Here is an 11,784-nt window from a genome sequence, read left to right on the forward strand (position 1 = left end):
CTGAAGGACGCGCACGAGGCCCGGGTTGCAGCCCGGCGAGAACTACGCCAGGATCCCCTATAACCCCTCCCGCGACTGATGGGTATTTAAGACCCGATCTGGTGCATTTTCTCTGACACACCTCGGTCCGAGCTGCACGCCTACCCCGGGCCAGCTCGGTTTCCAGGGCGTCGAGGCGTTGTTCCCAGAACCGGCGAAACCGGTCCAGCCACGCGTCAACCTCGCTCAGCGGCGCGGGCTCGACGACGTAGAACCGGCGAGCGCCCTCAGCCCGCACCGACGCGAACCCGCTGTCACGCAACACGCGCAGATGCTGTGAGACACCCGGCTGGGAGAGTCCGAACTCGGCCCGGATCACGTCCGTGATCGCGCCAGAGGTCTGCTCACCGTCGGCGAGCAGCTCCAGAATGCGCCGGCGTCGAGGGTCGCTGAGGATGTCGAACGCGTGCACGAACAGCAAGAGTACCGGTTACCACTTATATAAGTCAATCCAGGTATCCTGACGCCACGTTCGGCTTAGAGTTCTTGGTAAGCCGTGAAAGGCGATCTTCACCCGAGCGTGGCGTAGCTTCTCGATGGTGCGGGGTCGTCCTGGACGGCCGGGTGGCGGCGGTGCTCGAGCGGGCGATGCCTGGGTGGGTGCCACGACGGAACTGACTACTACCTGTCCGTAGCGCTGCTGGCCGGAGGGCTTCTGCCGCTGGAGAGGTTGCCCAGCGGGTTGAGGCTCCGAGACGCCGCCCCGCAGTTGGCCGGGAACTTGGCACAGAGGGAATTCGCCTCAGGACGCAACGCGCAACTCGAAGTCCGGTGCGTACAGGGCGGGGTCTAGCAGCTCACTGGCGGGAACTCCTGCCTTGTAGGCCTCGGCGAGAATCTCCTGCATGCGTCCTCTCACATAAGCCATGTCCGGCTCGGGATCTTCGATGCGGGTGAACCCCGCGGCCTGACGATCGTCGGTCCATACATGTCCGAGCAACCGCCCGTTGCGGTCGTACACCGCGGCCCGCCGTTTCGGGCCGGTGGCCTTGAAATCGTAGGAGTCGTTCTCCGGGGCGAACCTGGCGGTGACATCGTAGAAACGAGGATTCGGGGCGTCAGTCATCGACGGGTCCCTTCCAGCCGAGGTCAGCATCCATGGATGGTCGGGCGTCCCAGTCGGGAGGCTTGGTCCAGCCCTCTGGTACGACGTCCGCTTCCTATGCAGCGCGAGTCCGACGCGTCGGTGGCGGAGATGGCCGAGCGGGTGGGGTACGGGTCGGAGCTCGCCTTCGGCAACGCCTTCAAGCGGAAGTTCGGCGTGGCGCCCGGCCGGTACCGCCGCCAAGTCGCGGTGGGCTAGGACTCGTAGGGCTTGTGGGCCAGGAAGAAGGCTTGCCGGCCCGACCGGGGCTTCTCGCTCTCGTCAGGCTCGCGGATCAGCTGAGCGTCCAGGACAAGCCCGGCATTGCTCAGGAGTTCGGCGATGTGCTCAGGGGGCATCCAGTAGATATCGAGCGACAGCTTGTGGCCATAGCCATGGCTCGCGTGGCGACGTTCATCACCGACCTTGAACGCAATCAGCAGATGACCGCCCGGGGTCAGCACCCGATGAATCTCGGTGAATACCGTCGGCAACACCTCTGGCGGGGTGTGGACGGTCGAGTACCAGGCGACGGCGCCGCCAACAGCCTCGTCCGCCAGGTTCAAGGCGGTCATCGATCCCTCTTCGAATCGCAGATCCGGATGGTCTCGGCGGGCGACTGCGACCATCTCCGGCGACAGGTCGATGCCGAAGGCGTTCACCCCGAGAGACTGCAGGTGGGCAGTTATGCGGCCGGGGCCGCAGCCGAGGTCCGCGACTTCCTTGGCACCCGATGCCTGTACGACTTCGGCGAACGCGGCCAGCATGGCGCGATCGAGCGGCTTGCTTACCAGCTCGTCGCGGAGGAGCTCGGCGTAGTCGGCAGCGACGGTGTCGTAGGCCACTTGGGTGGCATGCAGGTAGGTGGACTCAGTCATGGCCAAGGACGATAGCCCCGGCAGCAGTCATTCAGCTGGCGTGGGCTGGTCCACCTGGGCGCGGCCTTGGGCTCACCGAACCCTGAACCTGATACTGGGACTGCAGGCTTTTCGGCATGCGATCGCCATGGCGACCAGGGGCTTGAGCAAGCCCGTGTCGCGATAAATCGGACTATAAGCTTGCGCTGTGGGACTCTCCGATCTTCGTCGTGAAATGATCCTCGCCGCCATGGCGGAGTACGACCGGATAGGCCGGGATGCGTTCCTGGAGACGTACGGGTACGGGCCGGCCCGCGGATACTTCCTCGTTCATGAGGGTCGTCGCTACGACTCGAAGGCCATCGCGGGAGTCGCCCACCGCGGAGTCACCGGGCGACCGCTCCTGCCTGAGGAGTTCTCCGGCGGTAGGGAGACCGTGGCACGCCAGCTCATCCGCCTGGGATTCGAAGTCTCCGCCCCCGGCCTGGCACTCGGCGAGCACACTATCGAGACCTTGCTCCAGAAGATCGATTCGCTCCGCACCGACAGGTCCAAGCTGACCGACCAACCCCGCCGGCATCAACCGCTGACGCTGTTATGGGCGTTAGGCCGAGCCGCACAGACCGAGCCGCGCCTGGAGACCTGGGCGCGGACAAGTGCTGAGATCTCCTCGCTCATCGAGAAGTTCGGCCATGCCGACGACCGGCCGAATCCCGAGTTCCCTGTGCTCAGGCTGTTCCACGACGGTCTTTGGGAACTGGACGAGTCCGACGTCCCACAGGCCAGCACGAGCTCTGCCCAGCGATGGATGCGCGACCACGCACCGACGGGCGGCTTGCGACCATGGGTCCACACCATCGTGACCAAGCAGGCGGACGTACGCGCGCAGATCGTGCTGCTCCTCCTGGGGAAGTACTTCCAGGGCGTCGACCACGACGCGCTGCTCACCGCAGTGGGGCTGTCGACCGTTTCGGACGCTGAGGTGCCCTTGAACGAGGGCACCTCGATCCCGCAGCGCCGACCGTCCACCACGATGCGGGTGATCCGTGATTCTGCCCTTGCGCAGCAGATCAAGGACTTACACGGATACCACTGCCAAATCTGCGGTCTACAGCTTCGGCTCCCGAACGGGCCGTACGCCGAAGGCGCCCACATCCGCCCGGTCGGCACGCCGCACAACGGCCCCGACGAGCCCGGCAACATCCTGTGTCTTTGCCCGAACGATCACGTCCTCTTCGACCGGGGCGGCCTCACCCTCACGGACGATCTGCTTGTTTACGACGAAGTCGCCGACCAGATCAGCGGCAGTCTCCGCCTCGCTCCGCAGCACACAATCGAAATCGCACACGTCGCTTACCACCGTCAGGTAGCCCGCCAAGCCGCGCGGACTTCGGACGTGCCGCACACTGACGCTCCCTGATCACTGGCCCGCAGGTCCAAGAAGTTCTGCCCAGGGGCGGTACTCTGACTCCCTCCTTAGGAGAGCAGAGGTTCCTCTGCGCGCTCAGGCATCTTGAGCTGCGAAAACGGCCTACGTAGCACCTGGATCAGGCGAGATCATCCCGCGCATGTCCCAGGCCCTCGATCGTGAGAGCAACTGCTGGATCCCGTGGCAAGACACCCCACCCGAACACTGATCCCAGCGAGGCCAAGTGACCCAACGCCGTGACGAGTATCTCCCGCGCTCCGAGCTCGGGTACTTACGTGTCGGCTCACCACTGTGCCGTTGTCCGTGGCGTTCCTGCTGGCTGGTCGAAGAGATGGCACAGCACAAGCAAGAGCATTCCCGATTGATGCTGCATGCCGTGAGCCTCTGCCCCCACACCGCCGTCGTCATCAGCACGGTAATCGGTGGCAAGGCCCGACGCAGGAGGGCCGCGGCAGCCGATCGCCGCGACCTCAAGCGGCGAGCACCGAAGCCGGCGATCGTCACGGCAAGAGCCTGACAACCACCTAACTAATCAGCAGCGCTCCCAGCTCCGGGCGTAGGTAAGCCTAACATCGTCACGCTTCACGGTCAGTGATCCGTTTAGGCGGTCCCATAGGGCGGCCCGATCGCCCGCTTCCCCGAAGAAGATGATCGGCCGGTTTGTAGGCAGAGGTGCACCGATCGTCGCCGGTACGTCGGTGGTTGGTGTGACGCACATGGCGGTGGGATTTACGCCGTAGAACGAAGTCGTGCGGCCCGCCCTAGTCAGCTCAGCCACCGATCTTTGTCCGGCGGCGTGAGCCTCAGTCACGAGAGAAGAGGCAGCCCAAAGCAAATAAATGATCAGAATGGCGATCACTGTAGTAGCGATCCATAGGGGTGCCATGATTGGGGGAAGCGCAAAGAGGCGATAGAACCATCCAAAACAAGCGACGATAAACGTGATCGCCAGGATGGCGATCCCCAGTGGGCCGAGCGCGGGCCATGCAGTCTGCCACCATGGTAGGGAAACCGTGCTAGCTTTGAGACCGAAGGAGTTTAGATAGGTTGCATAAGCGAAGTCACCGAATACAAGTGGTAGCGGCAACAGGAGCGGTACTAGCGCCGGCAGCAGCCAAGATGCGTTCTTCCTGAGCTGGGGGGTGTGGGTGAGATAGTGGAAGACGCCTGGAACGGTGAAGGCAAGAGCGATTGCGCCGCCAAGCCAGAGCGGAGCGTCCTGCCATTCAAGATTCGGCCCGAGTCGCATTATGAAGGCCATAAAAGTGAGGAAGAGAATAAAAAGAATTGCGGGTGTTGCTCCGAGATAGTGCTTCGCCAGCAACGTTGTGCCTACGAGCCCCGCCAACGCGGCGCAGGCCCAAGGAAATGAGAGGGGCCATAATGCTGCGCTAAAGCCTGCGATCGCCAGAGCCAGGATCAGGGAGAAAATTACCCCGAATGCAGCCCAACCCCCCCTGGGCGGCCTTTGTGAGCGAGCAAGCTGTTCACGTCTGCTAAGGAGTTCGTCAGACGGCTCCCCGTGGAGTCTTTTGACATGGATCTTTCGGTCGCTCAAGTCTGGTTGGCGTGCCTCAAGCAATAGACGGGCATGCTCAAGGCTGGGAGCAAGCATCTGAGCGTTCAGGGATCGTCTGCTATCGGTATCAATGATCCGATAGCGAGCATCGAAGTGTGGGCCGATTCCCGGCAGTTTCCAGGCTAACGGGAGGCGGACGTCGAGCCCTTCTCTTTGACATGCGCGCCAGATCTTTAGCTTGGCGGTTATCACGAGTGCCAGGCGCGCACCGTGCACGGGTATGTCGACCTGTGAGCGACTGTCGTCATCGCTGTGACGAGCTCGCCAGCCCTGATTTTCGCATACGGCCGCGAAGATCTCCGATTGCTCGGCTTCGACCTCCACCCGCACGGTGTGCTGATAAGGCTCGCCTGGAGCCGTAGACGACCATGGTCCCCATGACACTGCATAAGGATTCTTGGCAGGCGGGCGCCGCCTTGGCCGAGGACTGATTGCCATGCATGCAAGGACGAGACAAACATCACGAAGTCCCATAGACGGATCCTCAGCCAGGAGATGGGGCCGGTATGTAGACAATCACAGAGGGTTGCCGAATCGTGATATGAAGTGCCCGGCATGCTCTTGTGTAAGCAATGGAGAAAGGTAAGCGGAAATGGCGATGCTGACGCGGGGTGCCGAATGAGATCAGAACTAAGACCGCTGTCATCCCGCCTGCGGTCATCCCGCCAGGGACGATCACCTCGGATGTGTTTTCATGCAGAGGGCAATGTCGTCGAGGAAGGATGGGTCGTAGCGGTCGTCGACGTGGTTGCTGTTCCATAGTCCGGAGCTGCGTACTTTGGGGTTGGCGGCGTGCAGGCCGAGCCAGCCAGGGGAGGGTGGATCGACCGCTCCGGTGCGCTGAGATAGAAGCGCGATGGCGTTTGCTTCGATGGTGCTGCGTTGGGTCTCGGTCCGGTACGTCGAGCCAGAGCAGTGGTATGGCGGCGATCTGGGCGGTGACCGCGAGTTCGAGGGGGCGTTCGGCTTGTCGTTGCTGGAGGTCACGTGGTTCTTTGGCCAGGATTGCGCTATCTCGGAGGGCCAGTGGCCGGTGGCGTGGAGCGCGGTGCCGGCATGGCGGCGGAATATTGAGCCGCGTTGGTTACCGCCGCGTGGATTGGTTCCGTCGATGGGGCCACGGTGTTGAGCGAGTCTGGTCCACAGGGTGGTGTGTGAGGTCGCGGTCAGCGCGTGGGAGCCCACCCGCACGACGCGGGGCCGATCTCCGTCGGTGCGGGTCTCGCCGTCTTCGAAGAAGAAATACACGCCGCGCTGTGGCCAGCCGCTGGCCGCAGAACAGTTGAAGAGGCGGCGTGCCCCACCGATCTGCTCAGCGAGCGCGTCAAGGAGGGAGTAGAACCGGTCGGTGTCTTGTTGGTGTTGTGCTGCGACGTGGTTCATGTCAGGTGCTCCACGGTGATGCTCGCTGGATAGTGCTGGGCGGGACTCCGCATCCAAAAGCAGGCGAAAGCCTCGCCGAGCCGACGTGGCGTTTCTCGCATGGCGATCCCGCCCTGGGCCATGCCGGTGACGGTGACCAGGAGTCCGGTAAGGCTGGCGCGCTGCAGGGGCACGCGTCGTAGCAGCCGCGCATAGTCGGTGCTGGCCGCAGCAAAGGCCACGACGGTCGGCACGCCAGCGTGGTGGGCCTCCGCGATCAAGAGCTCTTCCAACAGGCCCGGCGGCCAATCCGCCAAATGCATGATCTTGTTGTACGTGCCGATCGGCTCATCGGCGCGGAGCAGGCCATAGCCGCCACTGAGGATGACGAGCGGCGCCTTTTCGGTTACGGCACTGGTGAGAGCATCCTGGGCGGCCGTGTAGAACTCCCCGGAGTAGCGGCGCCAGGCGGGGAGCACGTGGCGTTCGTCCATGCGGGCCGCCTCCCAATTGCGTTCGCGGGCAGAGACAAGTGCAGATGGCCACTGCGGCTCACGTCCGGTCCAAGCCTCGCCGCCATCACGTTTGCGTTTCGAGCAGGGGATCACGAGTAACGCGTCGCGGGGCATGATCTGTTGCAAGATCCGCGTGCTGCCGGTGGGCGTGGTCGCCGTCGGCGTCGCTGATTGTCGCGGCGCCGTGACGCTGGACGGCCGGATCGGGCTGCTGCGGCGAAAGATGACAGCTCGCCCTGGCTCCACCCGTACGAGGGCGTAGCCGGCGGCACGCCAAGCACGGGTGTGGGAACGGTCGCCGTGCCACCACTGCGGATGGTGGCGGATCGCCGAGGCCGGAATCGTACCGACGATCCGGCCCAGCTCGCTCCAGGAGAGGGTCACCTCATCTTCGGATTGGGCGGACAGGAATGCGGTGAGCTTGGCCCAGTCGGCCCGCCCACCCTCAGTCGGCACGGCGGCCTGCTTGCCAGACGTGGTGGCATCTATGGCAACGGTAGACGTCCCACTCGACGTAGTGCCACGGTGCCGAGGTGTCGTCAGCAGCGGCGTCGGGGTCGTCGTAGGCCCAGCCCTGGTAGGTGCCGATTTCGACATCCGCAGATCCGCACCGTCGGCAGGGATTTCGGGGTGTCCGCGACCAGCGATGGTCACACGCGGTGCACACCAGGCGGATGCGTCCATCAGGCAGTCGGCTACCTCGCACGTCCTCCTCGGATCCACACACCGGGCAGTCCAGGTCCGTGCGTGGCCCTGCCAATGGCGCCTGGCGAGGAATGAGTTGCGGCACACCGTCCTGGTCGATCTCGATATTGAAGGCGCGTCGTACGCCGGGTGCCACTGCCCAGAACACCTTGGCGCCAAGCCTCGACAGCGCGGCGATCTTCCGCTGTGTCGTGTTCGCCGGTGCCGCGACCTGGCGCGCCGTTGCCGCACGCATTTCGGCGAGCATGCGGTCCAGCGACGCGGTGTCGCGCTTGGCCTCGGCCACCACCACTGGCCGTCCGCTGCCGTCAAGGGTCGCCAGGTCCAATGCGTCGTACTCGAACGCCACCCGCCGCGCTGGCCAGCGGTGCTCGATCACCAGCTCGGCGAACGCCGCGATCTGTACCAAGTATTCGCGGTTGAGTGAGGGGGCCGGGCCTTGCGAGAACAGGTTGTAGGGCCCCTTGTTCCGTGCGGCGCCTGCGAGCCGGAACACTCCATCGGGCTGTATCTCCACTAGGCCAGCGGCACGAGCCAGGGCCAGCCCGTTGGCCTCGTCCACGTTCAACGGCGGCCGGAGCCGCAGTGCTTGGTCGGGCAGCCGCCGCTCACGGGCGAATGCAGACGCCCATGTGCTCAGCTGGCTACTGCACGCCGCGAGGAGATCATCCATTTCTACTCCCGATGTCCGCTCTGACCATAAACCTGTCCACTGACAAAGGCCCCGCTGTACGTCTCTCCTGGGCGCCGCTGTCGCTCGGGCTCAACGGGAGTGAGCCGATCTGCCCGCCGTACAGATCGCAGGCCTTGCCACGCAGCGACTCGTGTTTGACCGGGAGGCTTCGCCATAATTCGACCTGCAGTTTCTTATCGTGCGTGGAAGCCGAAGCGTTCGCATCGCAGCTCGGTCAACTTGCGGGCGCTGCGCGCATTTGTAGGGGAGAACTCGTCCTCAAGGGTGCGGCTACGTTGGACACGTCAGCGCACGAGTCCGGAGTCAGGACCGCTTCTGGCTCGTGGGCCACGTTCCGCCGTGGGTTCATCCATTCCGAGTGTTCACATACCGTGCGTTCGGCCTACGTACTTAGGAACACCTCATCGAGGTGCCACTCGAGAGCCTCGCGGTTCGGCCGGTCCCGAGATCGTTCTGGAACGTTGATTTCCTGTCCGGCCCGGCGGTAGAACTCCTCGCCGTTCCCGAACTCATCGCGCAGTCTCGGGCTGACCAGCAGTCGGTGCTTGGGATCGATCGCCAGGTAGCCGCGATCGAACAGCGTGTGCACGTCCGACCGGACGAGTAGTCCGTTGTCCAGGCGATGTTCGCCGCCCGCCGCGACCGGGCGGATGTGGGCTGCCTGCAAGACCGGCCGGATCCGGTCGCCAGTGATCGCGCATCGGCGTTCGTACGCATGCAGGACCACGGCCTGGAAGGCCTGCTGGCCGAGCCTGCGCGGGGCCAGCCGAGGGTCGCCGTAGATGGGCCCGTCGCGATGCCATGGCTCGGACAAGTCGACGTCCTCACCGATTCCGATCCTGTTCAGCAGATCATGGAAGTAGGCGGCGGCCGGGTGGACGGCCAGGTCGTAGCTCTTGCCCTGCACGATATTGGGCGCGAAGTCCGGCGGCGGCCCGGCGATGCGGTCCTCATGGAAGAAGAAGACGTCGCGGATGATGACGCATCCGATGACCGGGTCCTCCCCGGGGGTCATTGGCTGGCTCCGGTACCGCCCGACCTGGTGGCGTAACTCGACAAGGCTCGCGGCGCCGTTGCCCTCCCCGAAGAACTCCCATGCCTCCGAGACACGAAGAGGCGCGAAGCCGCTGAAGAAGCCTCCACCCACCACGCGGTTGTGCGGGTGGTGGGTCTTGAAGAAGAACGGTTCGCCATGGTCGAGCGCACGGAATTCGCGACCGCTGGAGGGACGCCAGAAGTTGACCTCTGTGAGCGTCGGGCGCGCGAAGAGGAACCGGTACCAGCTTTCGTCAGTTATCCCGACGTACGCCTTCACGGAGGCAATTGTGCACTCTTTTGATCAATCTCGCCAGAGGGCCGATACTCGACCCTCACAGGGACCAGGAATATCTCACGGTCCGATCAGGGTTGAGATGCCTGCCATACCAGGCGGATGAAGGACAGGTAACCCGGGAGCACCGCAACGGGTTCGTGGGCTACACCTTCGATTCGTGCGTGAGCAAGGCAACTTCCCAGTTTCAGAAACCGGCAAAGACTTGTACCGTGTGGTGTGGATCATGACAATCAGTCCGAGTCATGGAGGCTGCCCTGGACGGCCACACGTACCTCGATAGGTACAACCACCAGGGATGGTACGGCGAGTGCTTCATCCAAGTCCTCGCTTCCGCTGCTGGGCTCCAGGCCTACAAGCCGGTGCCCGACTGCACCGGCGTCGATCTCCAGATCGGTCTGCCCAGTGAGATCGAGGACGACTTCCCGCGGATGGAGGTCCAGGTCAAGACCTGGTCCACCCCCAAAGAGAGCGGCAACTCCTGGCGGTACGGGCGTCTTGACGAGAAGCGCTTCAACCTTCTCGTTGGCAAGCGGATCATTCCCCGCTTCCTATTTCTTGTCATCGTCCCGCCCGAGGGAGACCGGTATGCCATGGCCGACCCTGCTGCGCTGACCCTCTCACACGCCGCATACTGGGTATCCCTCGCTGGCCAACCGAAGATTCCCAACCCCAGCAGTGCCAAGCACGTGCAGGTGGCAGTGCCCAAGAGCAACCTGCTCAGTGTGGACAGCCTGGTGAAACTGTTCGAACCGCTCCGTGCGGTGGAGGCGCCATGACCGAATCACAGTCAGTTATTGATCCCGACGCTCTGATCGGTTACATGGCTAGTCGAGGTTGGCGCTACACCGGGACATGGCAGGGAGCCATGGTCTGGCAACTGGAGTCAAGCGGGCGGATCCTTATCCCCGCACAACGCGAAGCGGGTGACGAATACGTCGATGACGAAGAACTCCTGGCCACGGCATTACGGAAGCTCGCGAAGTTCGAGGATCGGCCTGAGCATGAGGTCTTACTCGACATCGCCGAGCCTGCAGTCGATACCCCTTCGTTCAAACTCGAACCAGATGCCCCTTCCGGAACGATTCCGCTCCCCGCCGCGCTCAGGGCGGTTCAAGGCATCCATGACCTCCTGCGAATTGCCGCGCAGACCACCGAATCCGGCCCCCGCCTCTTGTACACCGGCCAACGCTCCCGCGAAGTGGATACCTTCCTTCAGCGGGTACGGCTTGGTACCTCCCGCCCGGGCAGCTACATCTTCGATGCGCGAGTCCCCGTTTCCCAGCCGCCACAACGCTCCATGGCCATCTCCTGGAACGATGGGCTGGCAGGTCGAGACGTAATGACCACACTGCACAAAGCACTTCACGCTGCGCACAGCGCGGCTGCATTAGCCGCCGAAGACAGTGAACACGTGGCTGCGTTCGGCGATCACGTTGAGGACGGTGTCTCCGCTAACCTCTGCACCACGCTCAGTGATATTGGTGGCAACCGTCCCTTCACGATCAGCTTTGCCTGGGCATGGGCGGACCCAATCAACCTCAGTCCCGTCCCTCTGGCTTTCACCAGTCTTATGACGCGCGTACTCGCCGCGGCGGGGAAGGAGCTGGAGCGGCTGGCAAGGACCGGCCAGGTAACGGTGACTGGAGAGGTCGAGACGTTGCACGATGCGCCGGGCGAGGTCCCGAGGGTCAAGATCCGTGGCGACTTCCAGGGGGGTTCGGATGTTGTCCGCCGCTCCATTTGGGTCGCCTTAAATGCCCACGACTATCAGCGCGCCTTTCACGCCCAAGTACAGGGACGCCTGATTCGCGTTATAGGACATCTCGACCCGAATGAGAGGCGGCTGACCTTACGCCCAGACCCTGGCGGATTTGAAATTATTTGAAGTTATGTCTATTATGCGCGGATTAGCTGTGAACCACTCATGCCTCTTGTCGGCCCGGCTGATCTTTGAATGGCTTCGAAAATCGGCTCCATTGGGTCATGAACCGGAATTTCCGGAATACCTAAACCTGTGGTCCAGCTGCGTCCACAAAGCCGAAACAGGTCCGGTTGGGATTGAATCGAATACTAATTCTGGACGAACTTTGGCGCTTGGGACCATACAAAAGCGAAGTTCACTGGATCGACGGGGATAGCCTTGGCGAAATATCTGAGGTGATCCGTCGCATGGGCAAGGGGAGGTTG

The 11,784-nt window shown here is 63.2% G+C and carries 11 protein-coding genes and 1 pseudogene; 4 read left to right on the forward strand and 8 right to left on the reverse strand.

The genetic code is table 11. From position 1 onward, the window contains the following. Window positions 1–451: ArsR/SmtB family transcription factor (locus ACTWQA_RS53125; protein WP_443166448.1), on the reverse strand; the 451-nt coding region annotated here is incomplete at its 3' end. Between the two features lie 330 nt (window positions 452–781). Continuing rightward, window positions 782–1,105, reverse strand: a complete 324-nt coding sequence (locus tag ACTWQA_RS53130; RefSeq protein WP_443166449.1) for a hypothetical protein — start codon at window positions 1,103–1,105, stop codon at window positions 782–784. A gap of 96 nt (window positions 1,106–1,201) precedes the next feature. Here ACTWQA_RS53130 and ACTWQA_RS53135 point away from each other — a divergent pair. Continuing rightward, window positions 1,202–1,342 (forward strand): annotated as a pseudogene (locus tag ACTWQA_RS53135) (helix-turn-helix domain-containing protein); the annotation flags it as partial. On the opposite strand, the gene ACTWQA_RS53140 reads toward ACTWQA_RS53135, so the two are convergent. Next, on the reverse strand, window positions 1,339–2,001 hold the full coding sequence (locus ACTWQA_RS53140; RefSeq protein ID WP_443166450.1) for a class I SAM-dependent DNA methyltransferase: 663 nt from the start codon (window positions 1,999–2,001) through the stop codon (window positions 1,339–1,341). The pseudogene ACTWQA_RS53135 and the gene ACTWQA_RS53140 overlap by 4 nt on opposite strands. Before the next feature lie 229 nt (window positions 2,002–2,230). Between ACTWQA_RS53140 and ACTWQA_RS53145 the strand changes: the two genes are divergently transcribed. Then, window positions 2,231–3,400 (forward strand): HNH endonuclease, encoded by a 1,170-nt coding sequence (locus ACTWQA_RS53145; RefSeq protein ID WP_443166451.1) that lies wholly within the window; start codon window positions 2,231–2,233, stop codon window positions 3,398–3,400. A 541-nt stretch (window positions 3,401–3,941) separates the two neighbouring features. Here ACTWQA_RS53145 and ACTWQA_RS53150 read toward each other — a convergent pair. From ACTWQA_RS53150 to ACTWQA_RS53170, 5 genes are all read right to left on the reverse strand, one after another. Then, window positions 3,942–5,318: a hypothetical protein gene (locus tag ACTWQA_RS53150; RefSeq protein WP_443166452.1), complete on the reverse strand. Its 1,377-nt coding sequence runs from the start codon at window positions 5,316–5,318 to the stop codon at window positions 3,942–3,944. Window positions 5,319–5,663: 345 nt separating this feature from the next. Continuing rightward, the gene (locus ACTWQA_RS53155; RefSeq protein ID WP_443166453.1) at window positions 5,664–6,371 is read right to left on the reverse strand and encodes a hypothetical protein; all 708 of its coding nucleotides are present in this window, start codon (window positions 6,369–6,371) and stop codon (window positions 5,664–5,666) included. After that, window positions 6,368–7,321: a DUF7662 domain-containing protein gene (locus ACTWQA_RS53160; protein WP_443166454.1), complete on the reverse strand. Its 954-nt coding sequence runs from the start codon at window positions 7,319–7,321 to the stop codon at window positions 6,368–6,370. Before ACTWQA_RS53160 ends, ACTWQA_RS53155 begins: the two co-directional genes overlap by 4 nt. Further along, window positions 7,311–8,243, reverse strand: coding sequence for a hypothetical protein (locus tag ACTWQA_RS53165; protein WP_443166455.1), 933 nt, complete (start codon window positions 8,241–8,243; stop codon window positions 7,311–7,313). The genes ACTWQA_RS53160 and ACTWQA_RS53165 overlap by 11 nt, the downstream gene beginning before the upstream one ends. Before the next feature lie 403 nt (window positions 8,244–8,646). Then, entirely contained in the window at window positions 8,647–9,579 is a 933-nt protein-coding gene (locus ACTWQA_RS53170; RefSeq protein WP_443166456.1) for an HNH endonuclease, read from the reverse strand. Window positions 9,580–9,839: 260 nt separating this feature from the next. On the opposite strand from ACTWQA_RS53170, the gene ACTWQA_RS53175 reads away from it, so the two are divergent. Both ACTWQA_RS53175 and ACTWQA_RS53180 read left to right on the forward strand, forming a co-directional pair. Beyond that, window positions 9,840–10,373, forward strand: a complete 534-nt coding sequence (locus tag ACTWQA_RS53175; RefSeq protein WP_443166457.1) for a DUF4365 domain-containing protein — start codon at window positions 9,840–9,842, stop codon at window positions 10,371–10,373. Beyond that, window positions 10,370–11,482 carry a hypothetical protein gene (locus ACTWQA_RS53180; protein WP_443166458.1) on the forward strand — a complete coding sequence of 371 codons (1,113 nt, stop codon included), beginning with the start codon at window positions 10,370–10,372 and terminating at the stop codon, window positions 11,480–11,482. The genes ACTWQA_RS53175 and ACTWQA_RS53180 overlap by 4 nt, the downstream gene beginning before the upstream one ends. Window positions 11,483–11,784 lie beyond the last annotated feature (302 nt).

This window comes from Nonomuraea sp. 10N515B (assembly GCF_052245915.1).
Classification (GTDB): domain Bacteria; phylum Actinomycetota; class Actinomycetes; order Streptosporangiales; family Streptosporangiaceae; genus Nonomuraea.